Source organism: Saccharopolyspora sp. NPDC000995, assembly GCF_053599315.1.
Map to the genome: position 1 here is coordinate 19,278 of NZ_JBSFLZ010000045.1, position 25,662 is coordinate 44,939.

General features: G+C 65.6%; 18 protein-coding genes and 1 pseudogene. 13 read left to right on the forward strand and 6 right to left on the reverse strand.

Going from position 1 to position 25,662, the window contains the following annotated elements:
* Window positions 1–406 precede the first annotated feature (406 nt).
* Together adhE and ACWDKQ_RS16960 are read right to left on the reverse strand one after the other, a co-directional pair.
* The gene (gene adhE, locus ACWDKQ_RS16955; protein ID WP_450139700.1) at window positions 407–6,418 is read right to left on the reverse strand and encodes a bifunctional acetaldehyde-CoA/alcohol dehydrogenase; all 6,012 of its coding nucleotides are present in this window, start codon (window positions 6,416–6,418) and stop codon (window positions 407–409) included.
* Window positions 6,419–6,427: 9 nt separating this feature from the next.
* Window positions 6,428–6,694, reverse strand: a pseudogene (locus ACWDKQ_RS16960) (MaoC family dehydratase); the annotation flags it as partial.
* Window positions 6,695–7,719: 1,025 nt separating this feature from the next.
* Between ACWDKQ_RS16960 and ACWDKQ_RS16965 the strand changes: the two are divergent.
* Window positions 7,720–8,181: an AMP-binding protein gene (locus ACWDKQ_RS16965; RefSeq protein WP_450139684.1), complete on the forward strand. Its 462-nt coding sequence runs from the start codon at window positions 7,720–7,722 to the stop codon at window positions 8,179–8,181.
* A gap of 82 nt (window positions 8,182–8,263) precedes the next feature.
* Here the strand turns inward: ACWDKQ_RS16965 and ACWDKQ_RS16970 are convergent, their stop codons facing one another.
* The 3 genes from ACWDKQ_RS16970 to ACWDKQ_RS16980 all read right to left on the reverse strand — a co-directional run bounded on the left by ACWDKQ_RS16970 (window position 8,264) and on the right by ACWDKQ_RS16980 (window position 11,856).
* Window positions 8,264–9,538 carry an ATP-binding protein gene (locus ACWDKQ_RS16970; protein WP_450139685.1) on the reverse strand — a complete coding sequence of 425 codons (1,275 nt, stop codon included), beginning with the start codon at window positions 9,536–9,538 and terminating at the stop codon, window positions 8,264–8,266.
* A 90-nt stretch (window positions 9,539–9,628) separates the two neighbouring features.
* A complete protein-coding gene (locus ACWDKQ_RS16975; RefSeq protein WP_450139686.1) occupies window positions 9,629–10,345 on the reverse strand; it encodes an adenylate kinase in 717 nt (238 codons plus the stop codon).
* Between the two features lie 89 nt (window positions 10,346–10,434).
* Window positions 10,435–11,856 (reverse strand): GAF domain-containing protein, encoded by a 1,422-nt coding sequence (locus ACWDKQ_RS16980; RefSeq protein ID WP_450139701.1) that lies wholly within the window; start codon window positions 11,854–11,856, stop codon window positions 10,435–10,437.
* A gap of 312 nt (window positions 11,857–12,168) precedes the next feature.
* Here ACWDKQ_RS16980 and adh point away from each other — a divergent pair, with 312 nt between their 5' ends.
* From adh to ACWDKQ_RS17030, 10 genes are all read left to right on the forward strand, one after another.
* A complete protein-coding gene (gene adh, locus ACWDKQ_RS16985) occupies window positions 12,169–13,692 on the forward strand; it encodes an aldehyde dehydrogenase (protein WP_450139687.1) in 1,524 nt (507 codons plus the stop codon).
* 10 nt (window positions 13,693–13,702) lie between these two features.
* Window positions 13,703–14,083, forward strand: a complete 381-nt coding sequence (locus ACWDKQ_RS16990) for a DUF779 domain-containing protein (RefSeq protein ID WP_450139688.1) — start codon at window positions 13,703–13,705, stop codon at window positions 14,081–14,083.
* 72 nt (window positions 14,084–14,155) lie between these two features.
* Window positions 14,156–16,114, forward strand: coding sequence for an acetate--CoA ligase (gene acs, locus ACWDKQ_RS16995; protein ID WP_450139689.1), 1,959 nt, complete (start codon window positions 14,156–14,158; stop codon window positions 16,112–16,114).
* A 236-nt stretch (window positions 16,115–16,350) separates the two neighbouring features.
* On the forward strand, window positions 16,351–17,616 hold the full coding sequence (locus ACWDKQ_RS17000) for an iron-containing alcohol dehydrogenase (RefSeq protein ID WP_450139690.1): 1,266 nt from the start codon (window positions 16,351–16,353) through the stop codon (window positions 17,614–17,616).
* A 27-nt stretch (window positions 17,617–17,643) separates the two neighbouring features.
* The gene (locus ACWDKQ_RS17005) at window positions 17,644–19,026 is read left to right on the forward strand and encodes a MadS family sensor histidine kinase (protein WP_450139691.1); all 1,383 of its coding nucleotides are present in this window, start codon (window positions 17,644–17,646) and stop codon (window positions 19,024–19,026) included.
* Window positions 19,027–19,049: 23 nt separating this feature from the next.
* Window positions 19,050–19,712 carry a MadR family response regulator transcription factor gene (locus ACWDKQ_RS17010; RefSeq protein ID WP_450139702.1) on the forward strand — a complete coding sequence of 221 codons (663 nt, stop codon included), beginning with the start codon at window positions 19,050–19,052 and terminating at the stop codon, window positions 19,710–19,712.
* A gap of 597 nt (window positions 19,713–20,309) precedes the next feature.
* The gene (locus ACWDKQ_RS17015) at window positions 20,310–21,419 is read left to right on the forward strand and encodes a helix-turn-helix domain-containing protein (protein ID WP_450139692.1); all 1,110 of its coding nucleotides are present in this window, start codon (window positions 20,310–20,312) and stop codon (window positions 21,417–21,419) included.
* Window positions 21,420–21,908: 489 nt separating this feature from the next.
* Window positions 21,909–22,163: a hypothetical protein gene (locus tag ACWDKQ_RS17020; RefSeq protein ID WP_450139693.1), complete on the forward strand. Its 255-nt coding sequence runs from the start codon at window positions 21,909–21,911 to the stop codon at window positions 22,161–22,163.
* A complete protein-coding gene (locus ACWDKQ_RS17025) occupies window positions 22,160–22,861 on the forward strand; it encodes a hypothetical protein (protein ID WP_450139694.1) in 702 nt (233 codons plus the stop codon). The genes ACWDKQ_RS17020 and ACWDKQ_RS17025 overlap by 4 nt, the downstream gene beginning before the upstream one ends.
* A complete protein-coding gene (locus ACWDKQ_RS17030; protein WP_450139695.1) occupies window positions 22,836–23,195 on the forward strand; it encodes a hypothetical protein in 360 nt (119 codons plus the stop codon). Before ACWDKQ_RS17025 ends, ACWDKQ_RS17030 begins: the two co-directional genes overlap by 26 nt.
* A gap of 491 nt (window positions 23,196–23,686) precedes the next feature.
* Here the strand turns inward: ACWDKQ_RS17030 and ACWDKQ_RS17035 are convergent, their stop codons facing one another.
* Window positions 23,687–23,827: a hypothetical protein gene (locus tag ACWDKQ_RS17035; protein ID WP_450139696.1), complete on the reverse strand. Its 141-nt coding sequence runs from the start codon at window positions 23,825–23,827 to the stop codon at window positions 23,687–23,689.
* A 538-nt stretch (window positions 23,828–24,365) separates the two neighbouring features.
* Between ACWDKQ_RS17035 and ACWDKQ_RS17040 the strand changes: the two genes are divergently transcribed.
* A complete protein-coding gene (locus tag ACWDKQ_RS17040) occupies window positions 24,366–24,554 on the forward strand; it encodes a helix-turn-helix domain-containing protein (RefSeq protein ID WP_450139697.1) in 189 nt (62 codons plus the stop codon).
* Window positions 24,541–25,521 (forward strand): helix-turn-helix domain-containing protein, encoded by a 981-nt coding sequence (locus tag ACWDKQ_RS17045; protein WP_450139698.1) that lies wholly within the window; start codon window positions 24,541–24,543, stop codon window positions 25,519–25,521. The genes ACWDKQ_RS17040 and ACWDKQ_RS17045 overlap by 14 nt, the downstream gene beginning before the upstream one ends.
* Window positions 25,522–25,662: the final 141 nt, after the last annotated feature.

Consider the following 25,662-nt stretch of genomic DNA (forward strand, 5'->3'; position numbering starts at 1 on the left):
CGCTACGGCGAGCAACGCATCATCTTCGACGGCACCGACCGCCCCTTGACGCGCTTGCTCCCCACGGAAAATCCGGGGGTCTGCGCACCACGTCCCTCGACATGACGCAGGACCGCGAGGCACCGCGCGCCTCGCGGTCCAACTGGGGTGCACTCACCGGGATATCCCTGTGATCACCAAACCCGGGTGTCAACCATCTCCGTCAGTCTTATATCGACAGCTTCGCACCCAGCTCTTACCGGGCCATGCGTGTCGGGCGAGGACGAGTCTTGGACACTGGCCCGGACTACGTCTGCGACAGTGCCAAACCTCCGATCGACGCAGTCAGTCACCACGTCCAAGCTCGAGAGGGCACCCCACCTACTCACAACCGAACCACTACCCGGAAATTTTGGTAGATCGAGCCTCAGCGCGACGCGCTTGCCGTCGTTCGGACTTGTCCGTTCCGCGAAGTAGGAATGCTCGGATCCACAGGAGAGCTTCGCTGGTTACTGCAGTAGTAAGCATCGCGCATCAGCTTCTGCATGTCGTCGAGCACAGGAGCACGCGGATTGGTCGGAGCACATTGGTCCTCATAGGCGTTCATCGCTTGCGTCGGCAAAGCGGCAAGGAAGGACGTTTCCTCGACGCCGATTTCGGCGAAGGAGGGCGGGATACCGACGGCGTCTCTGAGCCGCTCGATGGCAACCGCATACGATTCAACCCCTTGCTCCGGCGTTCGCGATGGCAGGCCGAGGACGCGGGCAATGTCCTGGAAACGTTGCGGGGCTTGGTAGTTCTCGTACTTCGGCCAACCGGTGAGCTTCGTCGGGCTTTGCCCGTTGTAGCGAATGACGTGCGGCAGCAGGATCGCGTTGGTGCTGCCGTGGGGCAGGCTGAACGTGGCCCCGATGGTATGCGACATGGCGTGCACGATACCCAGGAAGGCATTGGAAAGAGCCATTCCTGCTAGCGTGCTGGCGTTGTGCACCTTCTCGCGCGCAATGAAGACGTCGCCGCCGCTTCGAACGGAAGTTTCAAGGTTCTCGAAGAGAAGCTTGATCGCCTGGATGCACAGTCCGTCCGTGAAGTCGTTGGCATATGTTGATACGTAGGCCTCGGTGGCGTGGGTGAGCGCGTCCATGCCCGCACTTGCTGCCAAGCCCTTCGGCATTTCGGTCACCAAGGTGGGGTCGATTATCGCGACGCTCGGGGTCAGGGCGTAATCGCCGATCGGGAATTTGCGTCCCGACTCGGGGTCGGTGACCACTGCGAACGGTGTTACCTCTGAGCCGCTGCCCGACGTGGTGGGGATGCAGACCAAGCGAGCGTCGCGGCCGAGTGGCGGAAAACGGTAGGCGCGCTTGCGGATGTCGTTGAAGCGAGTTTTCGCGTGATCGAGGTCGGTGTCGGGGTGTTCGTACAACAGCCACATCAGCTTGGCGGCGTCCATCGACGAGCCGCCCCCAATGGCGATGATCGTGTCTGGTCTGAAGTCCCTCATCATTTCGGCACCGCGGCGAATTGTCGCAACGGTCGGCTCAGGTTCGACGTAGTCGATCAACCTCACGTCCACGGGTTCGCAGCGGCGTCGGAGGACATCGACGACTTTGCCGGGATAGCCGAGACGGGCGATGGTCCGGCCGGAGACGATCACCGCTTTGTGCACGTCGGCCATGTCTGCCAGGTATCGCAGGCTATGCGGCTCGAAGTAGATCTTCGGTGGGACCTTGAACCATTGGATGTTGTTCGTGCGTCGACCGGTGCGCTGGATGTTCAGCAGGTGGACCGCACCGATGTTGTCGGCGATGGAGTTGCCACCCCAGCTACCGCAGCCGAGTGTCAGCGATGGACGGAATGCGTTGTACAAGTCTCCCATCGCGCCTTGTGCTGCCGGAGCGTTCCAGACGATCCGGGCCGCCTTCAGCGTGTTGCGGTAGCGACTGACGAGATCCTGATCAGCGGTGTGGATGACGGCAGTGTGCCCCCTGCCCCACAAATCGAGGGCCCGTTGCGCCTTCCCGATCGCCTGATCAGCGGTATCGGCGGGAAGTACGGCAAGGATTGGACAGGATTTCTCGCGGACCAACGGTTCGGCAGCGTCCACGTCGGACACTTCGACGAGGATCGCCGAGGTGTTCTCGGGAACGGTGAAACCGGCCTGGGAGGCCAGCCATGCCGGTGACTTGCCAACCGCCAGCAGCGAGCGACGGGCCGTGGGCGCGTCGTCGGCACCAGCCTCCGTACCGAACAGGAGCCGTTCAAGCGCCCGTTTTTGGTCTGGGGTAGCAAGGTGCGCGTGTAGCTGCTGCAGCTCGCTCAGCGTCTCGTCGTACCGGGAGGACTCGACGATGAGCACCTGCTCGGCCGAGCAAGCCGTGCCGTTGTCAAACGTGACGGACAGGAGGACGTCGTTGGCGGCACGCTTGAGGTTGGCGTCAGCCGAGATAAAGGCAGGTACGTTCCCGGCGCCGACGCCGATTGCCGGCTTACCAGAGCTATAGGCGGCTGCGACCGTCTCGTTGCTACCGGTTGCGAGGACGACGGATACACCCGGGTGACGCATCAGCGCCTGATTCGCGGCGCGGGTGGGGCTATCGATCCATTGGATGCAGTCGCCCGGCGCGCCGGCCGCCACCGCGGCGTCGCGGACGGTTCGGGCCGCTTCGGCGCCGCAGCGGGGAGCCATGTGGTGGAAGGCGAAGATGATCGGGTTTCGTGTCTTGAGTGCGATGAGGGACTTGAAGATGACCGTGGAGGTGGGGTTGGTAACAGGCGTGATGGCCGCTACGACGCCCACTGGACTGGCCGTCTGGGTCATGCCGGTGAGTTCATCGTGGGCGATGGTCCCCACTGTTTTCAGCCCGGCGAGGTCGTTGGCGATATGTTCGGCCGCGTAGATGTTCTTGGTCGACTTGTCCTCCATCCTGCCACGACCGGTTTCCTGGACCGCCAGTGCAGCGAGCGCGAGATGCTTGTCCAATGCGGCGAGCGCGGCCTGCTGCACGATGTGATCGACTTCTTGCTGGGAGAGTTGCTCGAAGGTCTGGAGTGCATCCAGCCCGCGCGCCACGAGGTGGTCGACTTCGCCTGGTTCCGGAGCAGATTGGGCGTCGACGTTGCCGGCGGCAACCTCGGGGCTAGCTCGGACGTCGGTGACCGGGGCAGTGGCGGTGAGGCGAGGTGCCAGGCTCGCGGCGAGCTCACCCAGTGTGTCGTGCTCGTAAAGCTCCTCAACCTGCAGTTCGGGAACGTACTTGCCGAGTCCGACCACTGCCTCCACCATGGTCATCGAGGACAGGCGGAGCCCTGGTACATGGGTGTCGGCGTTGAGGCTTTGCTGGGGTAGGTTAGCGACTTCAGCGAGAACATGCACGATCGTCCGCAGTGCATCGTTGTCGACCTCGGCCTGAGTTGCCTGCGATGCGGGAGGGGCCGTGGCATTGGTCGACGCGCCTCGGTCAACGAGGTAGTCGGCCGCGTTTTCTGGCTCAAGCAGGGTTTCCGCGATTGTTTTCAGAGCTTTCAATCGCGTTGCGCCAATCGTCTGCGGTATCGACGATGTGGAACTCGCCGCGGGAGTGGCCTGATCCATCGTGGCAGGATCGAAGTGAACCTTGCTGGCTTCGACCGCGCTGAGGGTGACGTCAAATGTACCGTCGTCGGCCAGTGCATCGGGCGCGTTGAGTGAGCCCAGGAAATTTCGGGCCGGGAGGTTCCGGTCAGTACGTTTGCACGGAATTCGCACGGTTTCGCAACCTGATTTGATGGCAAGCTCACCGAGATCGGCCAACATGCGGTGCTCGACCCCGCGGCCGAGTGCCCTGCAGCTAAGCAGGAAGGTGTCGACTACTAGCTCGTCCGCGTCCTGCTGGTAGATCGTGGTACCGACGGTACCGTAATCACCGAAGCGGTCTTTGGCGCGCACCACCAGGCAACCCGCCCATTCGTCTTTGAGGAGCACTTGCAACTGCGACTCCTGGCGACGTTGGACGCTGGCATTGAATTGGTTGGTGCGTTGGGTGAGCTGGGCAACTCGCCGAAGGTCGGCATCAGCTGCCGGGGCTATGTCCACCTGCAACTGCAGGTTGGTCATGAACTCCGCGAAGTTCATCGTGCGCTGGAGCTGAGAGCGCTCTTGCTGACTGACATAAGAGCGGGTGCGCGCGCGGTCCTCGTCGGTGGTCTCCAGGCGGTCGAACGCCCAGACCCGTGCCGGGAAGTCAAGCAGTAAGTCGGGCTCGGCGGGTACGGTCAACGCAAGAACCCCAGGGCAATTGGCTTGTACCTCCGCCACTTCGAGTGGGTTGTCGTCCAGGAACACCACGCTGTCGAGCCCCAACCCGAACCCTTCGGCGAGCTGGATGAGACCGGCCGACTTCGGTTCCCACGAGACGGCTTGCCCGGCCAGCATTTCCGGACGCAGCGGCATATCGGTCCGGGTGGCGAACACTTCCTCGATAAGAGCGGGATCGTTCTTGCTCACCAGGCAAACGAGGACGCCATTGCGCGAGAGGTCCGCTGCCCAATGCTGGAGCCGGTAGTGCCCATCGCGCATCCGCAAACCCTGCGGCCCGTCTTCCCCTGCGACGCCATCCCACAAAGTGTTGTCGCAGTCAAGCGCGAGCACCTTGAACGGCGGTGCAGCAACAGCGTGCAGCGTCCGCACGAGACCAGTAGCAAGGGCGGTGTACCCCTCACTGGTGTAGGGCATGTGCGCAATACGAAGCCGTGCCGGGTCGTGCACATTACCTGGCGCTGGAGACAGTCCACCATGCCAAGTGGCGCAGTCGAGTACGTGCACGCCGCGCAACCCGTCCAGCAGCTCCGCGAGCCGGGCATGACGTTTTTCATCCAGATCCGCGTGCGGTTCTGGGCTCGGGCATACCTGGATGAGCAAGGTGGCCAGGTTGGTGCCGCGTTCGGCCCAAGCCCGGACTGTAGCCGCGAACTCCTCAATCGTTTTGTCGATTCCGGCCTCATCCCAGTCAGCGAAGCGCACCAACAGCGCTGCCGCCGTCGCCCCGCTAAGCGCGCTATCGACCGCGAGGAGCTGCTGGAAAATCTGACCATACGGGGAGAGCTTCACTTCCCACTCGAGTCCGAGGCGCTGCAACCAGGCGTCAAGGGGCGGCTGCAGCGGATCGGTGGTGAAGGTGGCGGCCACCGCAAGCCGCGAAGAATTCTTGCCGGATTTCTGCGACTCTGAAGGGAGATCGGTCGGCTGGACGAAATCGTCCAGCACGGTCGCCGTACCCGCCGTAGCAGGCTTCAAGAGCGCATTGACGATGCCGGCCGTGACCGGTTCGACGCGCATCCCGGGGAGAACCCCGCTCGCGTAAGCTGTGGCCAGCCGCGGCGGGCGCGCGATCACAGCTTTGGTACTGGACTTGTTCGTGATCGCTTTTTGGACCATTGCCTCGGCCGCCTGCTTGGCAACGGCGTAGTGCTCCAACCCGGTGGGGCATGACGTGACATACTCGCTGGAGATCAAAATGATCTGTCCAGCACGCTGTTCGACCAGTTCGCCCAACCTCTCCAGAGGCGTGTGCACTAGCTGAAGAGCGCTTTCCTGCCACGCTTGCGCGGCGTCACCAGCCATGCCCGGTTGCACCGTCGGGAAAGCGTTGAGCACGAGCACGTCCAGGCCCCCGTGCCTGGCCCGGATGCGATCGGCCAGTTCTGCCAGCTGATCGGCATTGGACGCGTCTGCCTGCACCAAGTGGACTCGTTGGGCGTCGGCACCTAGCGCGTCGCGGACTTGCTCGGCTTCGGCTCCACAATCGCGATAGAGGGCGTAGACCTCGGCACCCTGTAACGCCATCCCTTGAACCAGGCTCGCTCCCAGCCCCCGGCTGCCGCCCACCACCATGGCGACCTGGTTGTCCAGAGCCCGCACTTGGGGGATGAGCTCGGTTAGCTGCGCTGGGTCGAGCTCTGCGGGCAGCTGCCGCACCAATACCGAAAGCTGCACCTGCCCGACCCCGCCCAGGGCCCCTGCGAGTTTCACCAGTCCAAACCGTCGGTCCACCGCGGTGACCTCGACACGACCAACGCCTTGCGCCAGATTCGGCGCGCCGTCCGGCAACACCGACAATCCGGTGATCATCGCTTCCCGTCCCGGGAGATGCATGCCTGCTACGTAACTGGCCCAGGACAGCAACGTCACGTACTGGCCGATGCTTTCGCCCGCATCTGCCCCGTAACCGCGCAGCGTTGCGTGAAGTTCTCCGACGTCGCCGCCAAAGGGGATCTCCAAAGTCAATCCCTCGGAGATCTCGTCGATGGTCCACTGTGTTGGCCCGTCACCCAAGCTCTTCACGTCGGAGACGTTCGAGTGCTCTCGATCAACACGCTCGTCACCGACGTTCTCCAGGTCAATCTGGACCGCCAGGTTCTCCGCAGCCCAGACCTCGAACCGAGTCGCAGCCTCAGGCATCGTCACGGTGTACTCGGTGCCGGGCAGGACAGGGCCGTGAAAACGAGCCCGGAGCCAACGGTCGTTGGCCAGCTGAGCCGACTCGATCCACGTACCTAGCGCGTGCATCACCACCAAAGCGCCGTGCGCGATAGGCTGCGGAAAACTCGTGCACCTGCGGACATACTTGACGTCCGTGTGGAGCGGGTTGACGTCTCCACTTGCCTCCGCAAAGGCCCTCACTTGTTCATCGCTTACTCGAAGAACCCGCTGACCGATACCGATTGACACTCCCATAGTTCCCCTCGTTTTGGTGATTGAGGTTCCTCCTAGCTCGGAGGCTTCCTAGCTTGGTCTGATTAGGCTTGACGGGAGTCACCCGTGCCAGCACCGATGAAGTACCCGACGAGCTGCGTTGAGCGCGCGGTGCGTCTGTATCGGGAGTCGAATCCCAAGTCCGGTCGACGTGTGCAAAGATGCCTAGCTGGCCGCCACTGCGTTCCCTGAACCACGAGCGTCTGTGCCTCAGGCGCCGGGCAAACCAAAGATCACTGCCGTCCGATTAGTTCCAGGCTTTGGGTTAGGCTTTGAGCGCCGGTTATCTGTCCGGTATACCTTGGTGAGGGATGGATACCGAGAAAGTCTCCTGCGCAGTATTGTATTGAGAGCTGCCAGGATAACGCTCTGAGAAATGTGCATTATTGGTCGCCGCTTGGCGTGCAATTAATGGGATCGCGAGGAAACCTTGTAGGGAAGCCGGAGGTTTGGCGAAGGTGCTTTCCGTTCTTCACCTCCAGTAACTTCTTCGGTGTGCTGAAATCGGTCTACCCCAGGTGCGTGCTTGAAATATTGATTCTGCCGCCAACCGGGGCAAAATGCGCCTGGTCGCGATCGTGAGGCGAATTCTGTCGCTCTTTCCGTCAGAGATGATACAGTTTGCTCATGATTCTGCCCGAATGGTCACTAATTCATGACCATTGGGACAGTTTGGCCGGACTCGGATCGTCAAAGCCGGTTTGGTATGTTCGCGGCCGCTACAATGGAACCATTTGGTGCGGTCGGCGGTGATGCGTTGCGGAGCGCGGGTGATCTGGGTGATGCCGACCAGGTCTGGCAGGGCGAGTGCGGGGTTGCGCAAAGTGGCCATGGCCTGGGCGCCGGTTCCGGAGTAAGCGTTCTGGCTGTGGGCGGTGTCGTGAACCCAGTGCGTTTTGTTCTCTATTTCCCTTGGATGGGTGCGGCCTTCGGGGCGGGTTTGGTTGCCGGTCAGGTTGGTTGCGCCGTGTGCACTTCCTTGCTGATCCGGCTGCTGAGGCGGTCGAATGTGTCGCGGCGGATGCGGAGTACTTGTCCGGTACCGGGAATACATCAAGCGGAGCGGCGCGACCTCGGCCCTCTTGGTCCCCTACCAGCTGAACTCGGTGGTCGACCACGCCTTGGATTGCCTAGGCGGTCTCGAACTGCTCTGGACCGGCGGTGACGTCGTGGCGGGAGCAACGATCGAGCGGTTGTTGAACCGCTTCCCTGATCTCCGCTTGGCCAACGGATGGGGCCTCACCGAGACTACCGTCATCTCGACGTGGCACCTGATCACAACGCCGTACCAGGCGGAGAGCAGCGTTGCCGTGGGCCGGGCCATGGGCCAGTGCCGGGTTTACGTGCTCGACGACGACCTGCGCCCGGTGCCCCCTGGGACCACCGGCGAGGCCTACGTCGCGGGCCGGCACCTATCCACCGCGCGCTGGCCGATTGCCCGGTGGCACGAGGAACCGCAGCCGCGGTGAACCAGCTGCCATCGCTGGTATCACCGCAGCGCAGCGCCATCAGGTGTGTTGTCCTGTGGCCGTGGTGGGAGAGCTTTCGAGTTCAAAGGCGGGTGTAGGACTCGATGTCCTGCTGGAACTCCGAGATCGCACCGGGTGTCAGGGTCGGCCTGGTATCCGAGATTGCCTGGAGGTAGTCCTCGGTGGTCGCGGTTTCCCCGTCCGAGTCGAGAACGTCCCGCTCGAAAGCGAACTGGGCGCCCTTGCGGGCGGCGAACTCGATGTCGGCGGGCGTGAACAGTTCGCTGCGCTGGACCAGGAGGTCGAGGTCGACCGAGTCGCGTGCGGGACCGAGGTAGCGGGACCAGATGGCGCGGCGGGCCGGTGGGTCCGGTGGGCCGACCGGGATGAGGTAGTCGAAGCGCCCGGGACGCAGGAACGCCGGATCGAGGGAGCCGACCGAGTTCGTGGCGCAGACCAGCAGTCGGTTGTCGTGCTCGCGGAAACTGGGGATCAGCTTGAGCAGTTCGTTGGTGACGCCGTGGGCTGGGCCCGCCGCGGGTGTGGAGCGCGTGCCCGCGATCTCCTCGACCTCGTCGATGAACAGTACAAGGTCGTCGAGTTCCTCCAGCTCGGCGAAGGTCCCGCGCAGGGATACGGCGAGGCCGCCGGGCGACGACGTCGCCAGCCGGGACGGGAACAGTTCCACGAACGGCCATGTGAGCCGGGAAGCGATGGCCTTGGCGAAGCTGGTCTTGCCAGTGCCCGGCGGACCGAACAGCACCACCGCCTTGGGCGGGAGCACGCCGTGGCGCTCGGCGCGCTCAGGGTGCGAGAGCGGCAGGACGATGCGGCGTTCGATGATGTCTTTCTCGCGTTCCATGCCGGCCAGCGCCTCCCACAGTCCGGCGGGCAGCAGACGGCCTCCGAGATCATCGAGCACGCTGAACTCGTCCGGGGCGAGCTGCTGTACCTTCTCGAAGTACGTCAGACCGGTTCGCGGTCGGTAGCCGGAGTTGTGCATCGCTTTGAACCCGGCGTCACATTCGGGGACGAGGCTGCAGATGCGATGCACTCCCGTCGAACGCAGCTTCTTCTCCAGCTCGGCGAGCAGAGCGCTCCCGATGCCGCGGTTGCGCCACCGCGAGTCCAGGGCGAACAGCGCCAGCCACGCGCGTTCGCCCTGCACGTGGGCCACGGCCATGCCGACGACATTGCGGTCGACCGCGGCGACCAGCGCCGGGTGGCCGCCTCTGGCCATGGCGACCACCTCGGCTGCCGAGAAGACCGGCTCCACTTCTTCGCGGCTCTGGTCCCAGATGTGGATGGCCTGGTCCAGGTCGTCGTCGTGGAAGTCGCGAACGCGCCACGCTGGCATCGAAATCCTCCCGGGGTCCAGTGGCCGGGGAGTCCAGCCGGGCGACGATGCTAGGGGCACCGACGTTGCAGCCGCGTTGCAGATGTGCGATCAGCGTAAACTATGGTCTGTTGTGCCCACAGCGCTGATCGCTCGCTCGCGGACTTCCGCGACGGGCCCGCTCGCGTCGATTCGCACCAGCAGACCTAGTTCTCGGAAGAAGCCGAGGAGTGGGCGGGTTTCCTGCGCGTAGAGGTCCAATCGGCGGCGGATCGCCTCCTCGCGGTCGTCGTCGCGCTGGGCCAGCGCGCTGCCGCACGCATCGCATGAGCCTTCCACGCGGGGCGGATCGAACTCGAGGTGCCAACTGCGATCGCATTCCCGGCACGTTCGCCGACCCGCGAGGCGACGCACGATTTCGTCCTCGCCGACGTGCATTTCCAGGACCCCGTCGATGTCGGTTCCCGATCGCCGGAGGAGCTGTTGCAGGAACACGGCCTGCTCGAGGGTGCGGGGGAAGCCGTCGAGTAGGAAGCCACCGGCGGCGTCGTCTTCCGCGAGACGGTCGCGCACCATCTCCAGGGTGATCTCGTCGGGAACCAGCTCGCCCCGGACCATGAAGGTTTGAGCCCACTCGCCGAGCACGGTTCGGTCACCGACGTGGCGGCGGAAGAGGTCTCCGGTGGAGATGTGGGCAACGCCGAGGTGGTTTGCCAGGGTGTGTGCTTGGGTTCCCTTGCCCGCCCCGGGCGGTCCGACGAGGATCACGCGTCGGGGTATGTCCTGCTTCGCCTCCGCGGTCGTGCGGCTGGTTTCGGTCCACGTCATCTTCGTCTCGCCCTTCACAACGCCCGGCAACAGTGGCCGCATCTTGGTGCTGTCGCCGTTGCGGTCGCGTTGCCACAGGAGGCCGGGTATCAAAGCTCTTCGGCTAAAACGCGTTGCATTCGCGCGGTCACCACGTGTCGGCGTGGGTCGTGGCGCGGGAGCCGGTGCGCCAGTTGACCCAGCACTTCGAGGTCGTCCGCGGGCTGATGGCAGAACAGTCCCCACAGCCCTTCGACGTAACCGCGGTCGAGGACCGCGCCGCGGAGAGAGGCGAACAGTTCGTCCCGTTCGTCGCGAATCGCCGGTGCCTCGCTGGCTTCCAGAAGAGGCCCGCGATAGGACTCCGCGGCCGCCTTGATGTCTCCCGCACGCAGCGCTCGGCGAACCGACAGGAAGTCGGCGTCGATCTCCGCGTTGAGGCGGTAGGGCTTGGTGCTGATCACGTGCTCTCCGAGGTGCGCGCGGAGCCGATGGATCTCCGCGCGAGCTGTCACCGGATTGCCGCGGTCTCCGTAGAGCTCGCAGGAAAGCCGGTCTGCCGTGAGCCCGCTGGGGTGCATCGCGAGGAGGGCGAGGATCTCGGCGTGCCGAAGGGTGAGCGGTAGGTCCCGACCGTTGAGGACGGCGCCGGGGCCTGAAGTGTCTAAAAAGGACAGCGACAGCACTGCTCGCGGCTGCGCCCGCGAGCCAGATGTGCCGGGTAGCCGCAGCAGGAAGCCCTCGGCGAGGCGTTCCAGGACGGCTTCCCGCCCGTCGTCGAGCAGGACGCGGCCGTGGCCGTCGCTGACGTCGATCCGCTCAGGCAGGCACAGACCCTGCCCCGGCTCGATCGCCAGCACTCGTCCGGTAGGCGTGAGCAACGCGCCGCACTCGCCGCGCAAACCCCGCAGGTGCGGCATGTTCTTTGCCCGCAGGCGTTCGTCACGGGCGGCCATCTGCGCGCGAAGGTGGCTTTCGGCCAGTTGGGCGGCGGCAGTGACCAGGGCGCCCATCGCCGGGTGGACGGTGCGCAGCGGTCCGCTGATGTCCACCGAGCCGAGGATCTCACCGGTATCCGGGTCGCGGATGGGACTGGCCGCGCACGTCCAGTTGTGATACGTGCGAACCAGGTGCTCGGCGGAGTAGATCTGCACCGGTTTGCCGACGGCGAGCGTGGTGCCCATCGCGTTGGTGCCGATGGCGTCCTCCGACCACCGGGTTCCTTCCGCCAGCCGCACCCGGTCGGCGCGCCGCGCGACGCCGGCGTTGCCCTCGCGCCACAGGATCAAGCCATCCCGGTCGGTCACGATCATGACGTGCATCGCCTCGTCGGCGACGCGGAGCACGGTTTCCCGAAGCACCGGGATCGCGGCGGCCAGTGGGTGGATCGAGCGGATGTCGCGCACCTCGTCGCGTTCCCAGACCACGGGTGCTTCGCGCGCATCGGGGTCGACGTCCGCGGCGAGGGAGCGCTGCCAGGAATCCGAGACCAGCGGTCGGGGAGACCTCGGCGAGCGATCTCCGCGCAGCATGGCGTCCCACACCCGCTCCAGCAGCGATGCGTACTCGATCGGATCCGCTAGCAATTCCGCGGTCACGTACTCGTCATTGAGGGTCACCCTGCCTCCTGGCCACGACGCGATCGGTCCCACATCCGGCGACACGGGCGATAGCCATGATGACTACAAACGACCAGAGCCGACAAGACCACGGTGCGTGCAGCCGTCGAATACTGACCGTTGGGACAGGTCGGAACCGGAGTTAACGTCGTGGCAACGTCGTTGCAACGTGTGATCCAGCACGCTTCTGCGTCATCTTCCCCGTTTCTGTGCAGGAGGCAGCACATGACGAAGTACGCAGCGCCGGGAACACCTGGCAGCGTCGTCGCGTACGAGGCGCGCTACGACCACTTCATCGGCGGTGAGTACGTGCCGCCGGCCAAGGGCGGCTACTTCGCGAATCAGACACCGGTGACCGGCGAGACCTTCACCGAGATCGCCCGCGGCACCGCCGAGGACGTGGAACGGGCGCTGGACGCCGCGCACGGAGCCGCGCCGGGCTGGGCCAAGACCTCGGTCGCCGAACGCGCGAGCCTGCTGAACCGGATCGCCGACCGGATGGAGGCGAATCTCGAGCAGCTGGCGGTGGCCGAGACGTGGGAGAACGGCAAGCCGGTCCGGGAGTCGCTGGCCGCCGACATCCCGCTCGCGATCGACCACTTCCGCTACTTCGCGGGCGCGATCCGGGCGCAGGAGGGTGGTATCGGCGAGATCGACGGCGACAACGTCGCGTACCATTTCCACGAACCACTGGGAGTGGTCGGGCAGATCATCCCGTGGAACTTCCCCCTGCTAATGGCCACCTGGAAGCTGGCTCCGGCGCTGGCCGCCGGCAACGCGGTGGTGCTCAAGCCGGCCGAGCAGACGCCAGCATCCATCCACGTGCTGCTTGGTCTGATCGCCGACCTCCTGCCGCCCGGTGTGGTCAACGTGGTCAACGGTTTCGGCGTCGAGGCGGGCAAGCCTTTGGCGTCCAGCAATCGGATCGCCAAGATCGCCTTTACCGGGGAGACCACGACCGGTCGGCTGATCATGCAGTACGCCAGCGAGAACATCATCCCGGTCACGCTGGAACTGGGCGGCAAGAGCCCGAACATCTTCTTCGGCGACGTCGCCGATACCCGCGATGCCTTCTACGACAAGGCGCTGGAGGGATTCGCGATGTTCGCGCTCAACCAGGGCGAGGTGTGCACCTGCCCATCCCGCGCGCTGATCCAAAGCAGCATCTACGAGGGTTTCCTGGGTGACGCAGTGGAGCGCACCAAGGCGATCAAGCAGGGGCATCCGCTGGACATAGAGACGATGATCGGTGCGCAGGCGAGCAACGACCAGTTCGAGAAGATCCTTTCCTACATCGACATCGGCAAGGCGGAGGGCGCGAAGGTCCTCACCGGCGGGGAGAAAGCCGACCTCGGCGGGGAGCTCTCCGGCGGCTACTACGTCCAGCCGACGGTCTTCGAGGGCGACAACAAGATGCGCATCTTCCAAGAGGAGATCTTCGGACCTGTGGTGTCGGTGGCTCGGTTCGACGACTACGACGACGCGCTGAAGATCGCCAACGACACGCTCTACGGGCTGGGCGCCGGGGTGTGGTCGCGCGACGGCAACACCGCCTACCGCGCCGGACGTGACATCCAGGCCGGTCGGGTGTGGGTGAACAACTACCACGCCTATCCCGCACACGCGGCGTTCGGCGGGTACAAGCAGTCCGGTATCGGGCGGGAGAACCACAAGATGATGCTCGACCACTACCAGCAGACGAAGAACCTGCTGGTCAGCTACTCGCCGAACAAGCTCGGGTTCTTCTAAAGCGACGGCCATGGGCTACTCCCGCGTGGCGCTCACCTCGGGGGCGGCGGAACTGCTGCGCCGCCTCCGGGACGAGCACGGGCCGCTGATGTTCCACCAGTCCGGTGGCTGCTGCGACGGCAGCGCGCCGATGTGCTATCCGGCGGGCGAATTCCGCACCGGGAACTCCGATGTCCACCTAGGCGACCTCGACGTGGACGGGGTCGCCGAGGCGATCCCGGTCTGGATGTCCGCAGCGCAGTTCGAGTACTGGAAGCACACCCACCTGACCATCGACGTGGTGCCGGGACGCGGCAGCGGATTCTCCTTGGAAGCCCCGGAAGGAGTGCGCTTCCTGATCCGCTCTCGGCTGTTGACCAACGACGAACTAACCGCTTTCGGCCTCGTCTGAACGAACTGTCCTCGGTGGTCGGGTAGCCCGCCACCGAGGACGCGCGTACCCCGCGAATCTCGAAGGAGCACGATGACCACCGATCGGACCAAGCGGGTGGAGGACCTGCTGGCCGTCCCATCGTTCGACCCGCCCGCGGAGTTCAGCGAGCAAGCGCTCGTCGCCGACGACTCGCTGTACCGGTGGGCGGCCGTTGACCGGCTCGGTTTCTGGGCGGAGCAGGCGCGCACCCTGCACTGGGACCAACCCTTCACCGCGGTGCTCGACGACTCGGATCCGCCCTTCTACCGCTGGTTCGACGACGGGCGACTCAACGTCTCCTACAACTGCCTGGACCGGCATGTGGAAGCCGGACTCGGCAGCCGGGTCGCCTTCTTCTGGCACGGCGAGGAAGGCGACGAGCGTGCCCTGACCTACGCCCAGCTCCTGCGTGACGTGCAGCGTTTCGCCAACGCGCTCAAGGACTTCGGCGTGCGCAAGGGCGATGTCGTGGGCATCTACCTCCCGATGGTTCCGGAGGTCGTGGTCGCGATGCTCGCCTGTGCCCGCATCGGCGCAGTGCACAACGTCGTGTTCGGCGGGTACTCGCCGGAGGCAGTGCGGGACCGGATGCAGGTCTGCGGGGCCAAGGTGCTGGTCACCTCCGACGGGGCGCGCCGCAAGGGACGGGTCAATGCGGTCAAGGACAACCTCGACGGTGTGCTCGACGAGATCCAGTCGTTGGAGAAGGTTGTGGTGGTTCGCGCGACGCGCACGGCTGCGACGATGTGTCCGGGCCGCGACGTCTGGTTCCACGAGGTATGCGCCGCCGCGGATCCGGCGTGCCCCGCCGAACCCGTGGAGGCCGAACACCCTCTGTTCATCCTCTACTCCTCCGGCTCGACGGGGAAGCCGAAGGGCATCCTGCACACCACGGGCGGCTACCTCACCGGCGTTTCCTACACGCACCGCCTGGTGTTCGACCTGCGTCCCGACACCGACGTGTACTGGTGCACCGCCGACGTCGGGTGGATCACCGGCCACAGCTACGTGATCTACGGACCCCTCGCCAACGGGGTCACGAGCGTGCTGTTCGAGGGCGCGCCCGACTACCCGCACAAGGGCATCTGGTGGGAGCTCGTCGAGCGGTACCGGGTGACCACCTTCTACACCGCTCCCACCGCAATCCGCGCGTGCATGAGGTGGGGCGCCGACCATCCGGCCCGCCACGACCTGAGCTCGCTGCGGCTGTTGGGCAGCGTGGGCGAGCCGATCAACCCGAAGGCCTGGATCTGGTACCACGTGGTGATTGGGAGCGAGCGCTGCCCGATCGTGGACACCTGGTGGCAGACCGAGACCGGCTCGATCATGATGGCGCCGCTGCCGGGCACCACCAGCGCCAAGCCGGGGTCGGCGACCAGGCCGCTACCCGGCGTGTGCGCCGACCTCGTGCCCTCCTCCGCGGCCGGGGACGACGGCAGCGGCCTGCTGGTCCTGACCGAGCCGTGGCCGAGCATGCTGCGTACGCTGTACGGCGACGACGAGCGGTACGTCAAGACGTATTTCCCAAGCGGCCCGCGCACCTACCTCGCCGGCGACGCAGCACGCCGGGACGAGGACGGCTACTACTGGGTGCTGGGCCGGGTGGACGACGTCATCAACGTCTCCGGGCACCGGCTTTCCACCGCTGAGGTCGAATCGGCGCTCGTCGCCCACGACGACGTCGCCGAGGCGGCTGTGGTGGCGCGGCCGGACGAGCTGACCGGGCAGGCGATCGTCGCTTTCGTGACGTTGCGCAGCGGTGTCGAGACGAGCGACGAGATCGAAGCCGACCTCCGCGAACACGTGGCGGCCCGGATCGGCAAGCTCGCCCGCCCTGCGAAGATCGTCTGGGCCGACGAGCTGCCCAAGACGCGCAGCGGGAAGATCATGCGGCGGCTGTTGCGTGACGTGACTGAGGGGCGCGAGTTGGGGGATGTCACCACGCTCGGAGATCCCGGGGTGCTGGATGGACTGCGTTCCCAGCTCGTCGACCCGAGCGAGGACGAGTGAGCTCACCCGCCCGCCATGGGTGGAACTGACCGATCGGACAGGTTCCGCTCGCCCGGTCGGACGGTAGCGCTGGGCCACCGGCACCCTAGCCTGACAGTGTGGTAAGCGTCACTCATGGGGCTACGATGGTGCTGAGATCGGAGCGCAGCCGTCGGCGGGGAACCGGAGATTATCGAGTCCGCGTGCAGCCGAGCATTTGCGGAACAGCCCTGCCATGGTGCTTGGAGGATGCCCCCATGACCGTGCGAAGCCGCATGCCCCGTCTCCCGCACCAAGAAGCAGGCGAAGCGCCCGGGGCCGAGTTGCTCCAGGGCCCGCAAGCCGGGGGCGAGCGAATGCGAGCGGACACCACGAACCGGTTGGCCAAGTTCCACGTCCCAGAGATCGTGTTCGGGCCCGGCGCCCTGGCCGAACTCGGGCACTGCGCCCGGAGGCTCGGCGCTCGGCGACCCTTTCTCGTGACCGACCCAGGGCTCACCGAGGCCTGCTGGGTGGCCGAGGCGGTCGGTCACCTCAGGCGGGTGGGGCTGTCCGCGGTCGTTTGGGACGCCGTGACACCGAACCCGAAGGACCACGAGGTCGAGGCCGCGTACGAGCGCTACGTCGAGAGCGGCAGCGACGTGATCATCGGGGTCGGCGGGGGCTCGGTGATCGACGCGGCCAAGGGAGTCGCGATCCTCTCCGGCAACGGCGGCCGCATCCTCGACTACGAGGGCGTGGACCAGGTCGTGCATCCGATCCCGCCGCTGGTGATGGCCCCGTCCACCTCCGGAACCGGTGCGGACGTCTCGCAGTTCGCCATCATCACCGACACCGCCGCGGCCACGAAGATCACCATCCTCAGCCGGACGCTGGTACCGGACATCTCCCTGGTGGACCCGCGACTGCTGATCACGATGCCGGACTGGCTGAACGCGGCCACCGGGCTGGACGCCCTCACGCACGCGATCGAGTCGTTCGTCTCGCTGGCGCACAATACGCTCACCGATCAGCATTCCCTGCACGCGGCGCACCTGATCGTCGAGAACCTCGCGCGCACGATGTTCCGGCCGACCGAGGCTGCGCCGCGGGTGGCGATGGCGCAGGGAGCGCTGGAGGCCGGAATGGCCTTCACCAACGCCATCCTCGGCGCCACCCACGCGATGAGCCACCAGGTGGGCGGCCTGCTGGACGCGCCGCACGGCGTGATCAACGGGGTGCTGTTGCCTCACGTGATCCGGTTCAATGCGGAGACCGACGCTGAGCGCTACGTTCCGCTGGCGGCGGCGGTCGGCATCGAGATCGCGGGCGTTCCGGCCCGCGAAGTGGCGTGCGAACTGGCCGACCGGGTCCGCGAACTGGCCGACATAGTCGGTGTTCCCCGGGGCCTGAGTTCGCTCGGCGTGACCGGTGCGGACGTTCCGCTGCTCGCCCGCAACACCCTGAAGGACGCCTGCCTGACGACCAATCCGCGACATGCCCGCGAAGTCGACATCGACCGGCTGTTCCGGGCAGCATTGTGAGTCCTGGCCAGCACAGCGAGGTAAACGGTGGCAGCGCGCAAGGAATCCGGTAACGGCACCAATAGTCACACCGACCTCGGTGCGCTCACCGGGCTGCGCTCGGGCAAGCGGTCGTTCTACCCGGAGTACGTCCGCTCGGCCGAACGGCTGGAGTACGCGGTGCAGGCGCTCGACCGGATTTCCCGCGCACTGGTGCGGACCGTCGAGGGCCCGCGCACCCTCGTCGAGGCGGTGGTCCGGGCGGCCGCGGAGCACCTGCAGGCGGACTGGCTGCTCCTCGCGATCGCCGACGGCGCGCTGCGCGCTGCGCGGCCGAGGTTCCTGATGCTGTGCAACGGAGAGCTGATCGACGACGAGGCCGGATTGCCGGCCGAGGTCGGTGAGCACCTCGACGGGGTGCGGTCGCGTCCGTGGGAGGTCGAGTGGGAGCCCAGCGGACCCGGATGGGTCCGGGCTCCGATGACCCTGGACGGTGAGCCGGTTGGCGGGATCGTGGGCTGGCCGGGCAGCGAGGTGTCCGTCGCCGACACCGACCTGGCCATCCTGCGGGTCCTGGCCAATCAGGCGGCGGTCGCGTTGCACAACTCGTTCCTCTTCCACGCCGCCGTACAACTTCGCGGTCGTACCGAGCAGCTTTCCGAGGCCGCCGCGAAGCAAGCACGCGACCTGGCCGCCCGCAATGCCGAACTCCAGGAAACCCAGCGGCGCCTAGTCGAGGCGATGCAGCGCCAGGCGCTCGACGACGAGCGGCACCGCATCGCGCGGGAACTGCACGACACGGTCACCCAGTACGTGCTCAGCGCCGGTATGACGATTGAGGTGTGCCGGTCCGAGCTGGAGGCCATGGGGCCGGACGCGGTCCGCGTCGCGGAACGGTTGGCGCCGGCCAGGGGACTCACTCAGCAGGCCGTCGAGCGGCTCCGCGCGGCGATCTATGCCCTCCACCACAGCGCTGAGGAACCGCCGGGCTCGTTGCCCGTCCTGCTGCAACAACTGTCCACAGTGCACCTGCCCAGCGACCTGAAGGTGGAAGTGCGCGTGGAGGGCGCCCCAGCGCCGCTGCCGCCCGAGGCGGAGAACTCGATTCTCCGGCTGACCGGCGAAGCGTTGTTCAACACGGTCGCGCACGCGCACGCGTCCCGATCGCTGGTGCATTTGGTCTACAAGGCCGATCACCTGCGGCTCACCGTGTCCGACGACGGGACCGGCGATCCCGCGCAGTTGCGGCGGTCGCTGCACCTGTCTTCAGCAGCGGACCTCGCCGGGCGCCATCGGGGACTGGTCAACATGGCTGCCCGGGCACGGGAACTCGGCGGGACCCTGTCGATCCGGCGGTCCCGGATGGGCGGAATCTCGTTGCAATTGCGCGTTCCGCTGCCGTCGCCGACGTCTTCGGAGGTGACGATGTGACCAGGACCTGGAAGGAAGTCCCGATGCAGCGCGACAAATCGACTGGTGCGCCGGAACACGTTCGGATCGTGCTGGTCGACGACCACGCGATCGTCCGGCACGGCCTGCGGTCGGTCCTGGAACGCGAGGACGACCTGCAGGTCGTGGGGGAGGCGGCCACGGCGACGGAGGCGCTTGCGGTCGTCGAGCGGACGCGGCCGAACATCGTGTTGCTGGACCTCAAGTTGTCTACTGGGGACAACATGGAGGGCCTGGCCCTGTGCGGGGAGCTCACCCGGCAGCACCCGGATCTAGGCGTGCTGATCCTCACGACGTTCTTGGACGGCGGCCTGGTGGTCGACGCGATCCACCGCGGTGCCCGCGGTTACGTCGTCAAGGACGTGGACACCACGGAGCTGGTCCGTTCGATTCGAGCGGTGGCGCGTCGGGAGAGCTCGTTCGACTCGCGATCCGCTGCGGCCATGGTGCAGTCGATGAACGCACCGACGAGCGAGCCCCCGCTCACCGAACGGGAACTCAACGTGCTCCGAGAACTGGCGCGCGGCCTGAGCAACCGCGACATCGGGAGCAAGCTGTTCATCTCGGAAACCACGGTCAAGTTCCACGTGCGCAACATCATGCGCAAGCTCGCAGCCGCCACCCGCGCCGAAGCCGTCTACGAAGCCAGCAAGAGGAAACTGATCTGACTGTCCACGGGCGGGTGAGAGCTGTTCGACGACCGCATGACAAATCTGAAATCGCTGGTGTAGAGCAGGAATCCGACGGCGTTGCCAGCATCAAGGATTCCGCTTTCGGCCGTGGCTGGGGAGAACTGTGTCCGGTGGTTTCGGACGAAAGTGCCCTTTTCTACGCGGCTTGGCGCTGACCTGGGAAAACTCTGGTCACGGGTGGTGTGACCAGTGCTTTGGTCCTACGCAGTATAGACGTTGCTGAGCTGCTGTTTGTGCGTAGTGGAACGGTTTTCGGCCCACGTTTGCCCCACGCCGTTGATCACGGTTTGCCCCACGTCCATCCCGGCGAGGGGCAACCGCCCGGCCCCTCGTCGGGCGGTGGCCCCTCACACGGTGCGACGGGGCGCCGATCCTTGCGGTTCGCGTATATGCCGGATAGCCACCAGCCGAGTGATCACCAGTCGTGCGGGGCGCAACGCTCCTCCATCCGTGCGCCCACTTACTCGTCACCTGATCGGGATCTCGCTAGCCTGGGGGCACCTCTTCGCGGAGGGACGCCCCCGGTCGACGGGCCGGGGGTCTCGCGAAGAGGACACGACTCCGCGAGCCGGAGTGTCCGTCGACCTCGTGCGCAAGCTGGAACAGGGCACGAGGAACACGGCAAGCGTCGCCAGCCTGCACCGCCTCGCCCGCGCACTTGACGTCACCCTCGCTGACCTCATGGGGCGGGCGTCGCTGCCGGAGCACGACCAGGCGGAAGGGGTTACTGCTCTCCGGTTCGCCGTGAGCGGTGTCGATGACCTGCTCGGCGGGTCGGCCGTCGCGGTCGAGCCGATGCCGCACCGGGAGGCGACGCGGACCCTCACGTACTTATGGGGTACGTACTGGGCGGGCAAGTATGACCAGCTCACCGCGTTGTTGCCGCCCGCGTTGCACTCGCTGCGAGCCACATTCGAGGCAAGCGACGGCGCACAGCGACCGCAGGCGGCGGAACTCCTGGCGCGGGGGTACTGGGTCGCCGGATGCGCGCTCGTGCACCTGCGCCAGTCCGACGCCGCGTTCCTGGCGGTCCGCCAAGCGGTCGACGCTGCCGACCAGAGCAATGATCCGCTGCTCGCCGCGACCCTGCGCGGGTCGGTGTCCTGGCAGTTGCTCGTCTCCGGCCGCTACGCCGAGTCCGAAGCGCTGGCGGTGCGGACCGCCGAGACGATCGCGCCACACGGAGACGTGAGCCTGCCTGACCTGTCCGCGTATGGCTCCCTCGTGCTCACCGCCGCGACCGCTGCCGCCCGCGCCAAGAACGGCAGTCGCGCCCGTGATCTCGTCTCCGAGAGCGCGGAGGTTGCCGACCGGATGGGATGCGACCGCGACGACTACCAGACGGCGTTCGGCCCTTCTCAGGTCGCGATGCAGACCGTCGACGTGGGCGTGCAGACCGGCGAGTACGGGCACGCGCTGAAGGCGGCCCGGACGATGCCGAACGAGGCCGCCGCGTTGCCGCTGGCGTCCCGCGCCCGGCACCTCACGGACCGGGCGCTCGCACACACGCGACTTGGCCAGCATGACCAGGCGGCGAACCTCGTGGTGACCGCTGAACAGATGGCTCCGGACTGGGCCAAGCACCAAAATCTGATCAAGTCGGTGACGCGGGATCTGCTGCACACCCCGGTTTCCCGCGCAACCCGCTTCCGTGGACTCGCGCAGCGACTCGGAGTCCGCTAGTCCGATCGTGCAGTAGGACACCGCGTCCTACCTCACTCCTGATCACCCGCCATACGTTTCAGGTATGGCGGGTGATCTTCTTTCTGGCATCAATCCCTTGGCGCACAAGGCAAAAACCGTGTCCGATACCTGGACCGACCATGCCGGAACCGTGCACGAACGGCGTCCAGGATCACGCAACGAGACGCGGTGCGGGCTGACGATCGGCCCGCCGAATCCGACGTCGTGCGCTCGTGCGTGTCAGGAGTGCGTCGAGGAAAACCTCCGCGAGTACGTGCTCACGCACGATTGCGCGGCGAGCGGATGCGGCATGTCAGACCCCGGTCAGGTGGGCGGCGGTAATCCCCGAACCCTGTCCACCTGGCCGGTTTCCATCCCAGCGGGACGGTAGGCCCCCAGCAGCCGTCGCGCTTCATGCCGGTCAGGGAGTGGTGCCCGCCCGCACTCCCTGACCGGGTCCCAAACCCATTCACAACGAAGGGAATTCGTGTGTCCATTGCAGAGCAGGCAATGCAGTTACAGGCTCTGTCCGAGCAGGTTCCGGTGCACGGCGCACAGGAGCTACAGGGGCAGCTTGAGGGGATTCAGCAGCAGGTCGCGGGCATTCTCGGTGACACATCGAGCGCTCAAGAGCTGCACGGCCAGATCGGCGCGGTGTCCAATGAGATCAGCCAGCTCACGGCCGGTCTTGAGCAACTGCGTCTGATGATCGTGGAGAAGGCGACCTACCACGCGCAAGGATGACCGGCGAGGCGATCGGCGACCGTGCCCAGCAGTTGACCACGGTCGCCGATGCTGTGCCGGTGCAGGCGGCGGGCAACCTGTGCGACGAGATCGAGCGGGTTCGCGATCAGCTCGCGGAGATCACCGGGGCGGAGTCCGACATCATCGGGCAGACGCAACAGGTCGTCACAGCGACCACGGACGTGATCCGGGCTCTCGTCGCACTCCGCACGAAGATCACAGAGGTCGCCGAGCATCAGCAGGGAGGCGGCGCAGGCGGCCCGCCAAGCAGCGGCGGCAACCCCACGCCGCCGTCCGCACCGGCATCGGCCAAACCGGAACAGGTGACGCCGAAGACCGTCGCAGAGGAGGAGGGCGGAGTCCGGAGCTTCCCGTCGTTCACCGCTGCGAAGCGGGCACTCGGGAGACGACCGGGACACGAGCTGCATCACATCGTTGAGCAGTCGCAGAGCAAGGATCATCGCAGCGGTTTCTCCGCCGAGAGGATCAACACCACGGACAATTTGATCTTCCTGCCGGTTGAGGTGCATCGCAGGATCACCAGGTTCTACGCAAGCAAGCCTCTCGGCGGGGATAGCACACGACGCGATAGCCTGAACGGCACGCCATGGGACCACCAATACCGGCGTGGTATGCGAGCCGTCAGACGGGCGCTACGAGGCGAGGATCAAGATGACCGAACACAGCCCGATCAGTGAAGCTCAGGAACGGTTCCGGCAAGCCGTGTCGGCACACTGGTCCGCCATCCGGAACGGCACCACCCAAGAGGCGGACAAGCACACCGACGCCGCGAATGCGCAGGTTGCCGCGTGGGACCAGCAAGGCACCACAGGCGAGGTGCTGTTGCCGCTACTCGCCGAGGACCAGACTCCGGCGGTCCGCTGCGCGGCAGCTACATACTTGGTGGACCGCAACCACGCGACGGAAGCGCTCCCGGTGCTTGAAGCGCTCGCGGAGAACGATGACATCGGACTCGTCGCCGAGGATGCCGACGATGCGCTGTTGCGGTGGCAGCGTAAGAACGCCGAGTAGGCCAACCAGTAACGAAGCGTTGCGTACCGCCCCGACACCCCACGGTGCCGGGGCGGTCGCATATGCCCCACAGGATCGCCGACGATCAGAGCTTGCCGAGTAGGTTCCGAGGATCATCCTCCGGGTCGACCACGCTCAGCGTCCGGGCGCGGCGCTGACGACCACGGTCGGCTGCCTCATCGGCACGTTCCAACTACCAGCGCAACCGCTGACGGTAATCAACCGGGGAGGAAGCAAGTTCGTGGAGCACGGCTACGTGTGGGGTGCGAATCGGAAGTCCGATCATGGTGGTGGCGGTCATCGGGCGTCCGCCTTTCTTCGCAGTCGCGCGAGTTTCGCTGGGCAGGACGAGCACTGCGTTGGCGCGGGACGCTGCGGGTGTTGTGGGAACAAGCTGGTGAGGGGAACACCGCACAGGGCGCGGGTCGCTCCGCTCTGGATGGTGTGGGCGATGTTGTTCAGGCTGATCAGCGTCCGGAAAGACAGGGAGCTCACTGCTGGCTCACCGCGCCGGCGGTGGGCTGCTGTAGGTCCTGGTCGGCGACCATCCATGCGGGGCCGTGGGCGTCGTGCTCGTGTTGGCCGACCACTGCGGGGTCCGGGCCGGTGAACAGGATCGTTTGGCGGAGCACCGCCACGTGGTGGCGTAGTCGGGCGTGAACGTTCGACGCGGCATCGCAGCCTCACAGGGGCGGGTCGGAGGGTCTTGGTTGGAACACAAGGTGATCGCGCGGCCAGCACCGCCAGCAGTCCCCGGGCTCGCGGTACCGGCATCGGGAAGTGCGATCACACGCCCGCACCGGGTGGTCTGGGCGTCGGTGCGGTAGTGACGAACTCCCGTCCAGTCCACCCACGTCCAGGCTGAGGCGGTCACGGCTGGGTCACCGCCGGCTGAATCTCGGGCCCGGACAGCACTTGACCACTAGAGACCGTCTCCCCAGGTACCAGCCGCACCGTGATCCTTCCGCTCGAAAGTGGTTACTTTTAGCGTTCGCGTGGTTACGAAACTAGAGGGGTTCGTGTGCGTGGAGTGACAGGGAAGTGACAGTGAGCGCTAGCGGTGTCGTGCGACGATCACGGGGACGTACGCTGTTGCTGCCGTAGTTCCACAGGTCAGGAGGCCAACATGCCCCCGCTGCATCGGGCTTGACGATCGGCGAACGCGTAGCGATGGCACGCAAGGTTGCGGGCCTCGATCAACACGCACTGGCCCAACGAGCCAGCTACAGCACCAGCATGGTCCGGGCAGTCGAGCAAGGCCGCGAACCGGCGTCGCCCGCCTTCGTGGCAGCGGTCGCCAAAGCGCTAAATATCGAGATCCAAGAACTCTATGGGCAGCCGTATCGTGATCATCCTTGATGACGATGGCGGCGTTCCTGGACTTGCAGAACTAAGAACATTGTTCGCTGAGGGAGCTTACATCCAGGCGGTAGAGCCGGGGCCCGTTGACGAGATCCGCAATGAACTAGAACTCGTGCGCCAAATGCGGCAGGACGACAAAGCACGTCAAGCGATTGCGCGCACACCTATCTTGCTCCGGCAGATTCGCGGGATGGAAGAAAGCGCCACCTCGGGCGAGGACCGCGAAGAAGCGCTCCGACTGCTGGCGCAAGCGTTCGCGAACATTGGGCTGATGGTGTACGGCTTCGGCTGGATGACACTGGCGACTCAGGCTGTCGATCGAATGGAGACCGCCGCAGAGAACGCTGGTGCCCTGGATTTGCTGGCTCGTGCGGCGAATTATCGTTCTCTGCTCTTGCTGTCCTACGCTGCGTATGACGTAGGCGAATCTTTGGTCGATCGGTCACTTAACCTGTTGGATCAAGGGCCGGATACTGAGTCAATTCTCGCGGTCCGGGGCTCCGCACACCTGCGTGGCGCGATTCTGTGTGCGCGTAACAACAATGAAAGCAGGGCACGTGAGCACATCGTCGAAGCTCGGGCGATCGGCGCGAAGATCGGTCGTACACCCTCCGCCTATGACACGAGTTTCGGCCCTGGCAACGTAGAAATACATGATGTCGCGGTCTCACTAGAGGTCGGAGACCCTGGGCGTGCGGCTCGCGATGGCTCGGCATTGCGGATTCCAGCGGATGTGCACTCGACGCGAGCCGGTCACCACTGGCAAGACGTGGCGCGCGCCTGGGTTCTTTCCGGCGAGCACTCTAAGGCACTCAAGGCGTTGAACGCAGCCCGACGGGTGGCTCCGCAGCAGACGCGCTATCACCCGCAGGTGCACGAGACTGCGCGAGCTATCGCGCTCACCGAGCGGCGGAAGTCAGACAGTATCGCGAATTTCACGGCGTGGCTCGGCCTTAAGATCTAGGGTCTGTTTCAGATGTCAGAGCCACTCGTTGATAGACGCGATGACCACCGTGGCCTCGTAACGGACAGCGAGTTTGTCGTACCGGGTGGCCACGGCCCGGTTCCGCTTGAGCCGGTTGATTCCGCATTCCACGGCATGACG

Bases quoted from the DNA above. Each gene is read 5' to 3' on its own strand.
- ACWDKQ_RS16990 (WP_450139688.1), top strand. From the start codon at position 13,703: ATGGGCTACTCCCGCGTGGCGCTCACCTCGGGGGCGGCGGAACTGCTG.
- adh (WP_450139687.1), top strand. From the start codon at position 12,169: ATGACGAAGTACGCAGCGCCGGGAACACCTGGCAGCGTCGTCGCGTAC.
- adhE (WP_450139700.1), bottom strand. From the start codon at position 6,418: ATGCCTGAGGCTGCGACTCGGTTCGAGGTCTGGGCTGCGGAGAACCTG.
- ACWDKQ_RS16965 (WP_450139684.1), top strand. From the start codon at position 7,720: ATGTGTCGCGGCGGATGCGGAGTACTTGTCCGGTACCGGGAATACATC.
- ACWDKQ_RS16975 (WP_450139686.1), bottom strand. From the start codon at position 10,345: ATGACGTGGACCGAAACCAGCCGCACGACCGCGGAGGCGAAGCAGGAC.
- ACWDKQ_RS17025 (WP_450139694.1), top strand. From the start codon at position 22,160: ATGACCGGCGAGGCGATCGGCGACCGTGCCCAGCAGTTGACCACGGTC.
- acs (WP_450139689.1), top strand. From the start codon at position 14,156: ATGACCACCGATCGGACCAAGCGGGTGGAGGACCTGCTGGCCGTCCCA.
- ACWDKQ_RS17040 (WP_450139697.1), top strand. From the start codon at position 24,366: ATGGCACGCAAGGTTGCGGGCCTCGATCAACACGCACTGGCCCAACGA.
- ACWDKQ_RS17010 (WP_450139702.1), top strand. From the start codon at position 19,050: ATGCAGCGCGACAAATCGACTGGTGCGCCGGAACACGTTCGGATCGTG.
- ACWDKQ_RS17030 (WP_450139695.1), top strand. From the start codon at position 22,836: ATGACCGAACACAGCCCGATCAGTGAAGCTCAGGAACGGTTCCGGCAA.
- ACWDKQ_RS16970 (WP_450139685.1), bottom strand. From the start codon at position 9,538: ATGCCAGCGTGGCGCGTTCGCGACTTCCACGACGACGACCTGGACCAG.
- ACWDKQ_RS16980 (WP_450139701.1), bottom strand. From the start codon at position 11,856: ATGCTGCGCGGAGATCGCTCGCCGAGGTCTCCCCGACCGCTGGTCTCG.
- ACWDKQ_RS17000 (WP_450139690.1), top strand. From the start codon at position 16,351: ATGACCGTGCGAAGCCGCATGCCCCGTCTCCCGCACCAAGAAGCAGGC.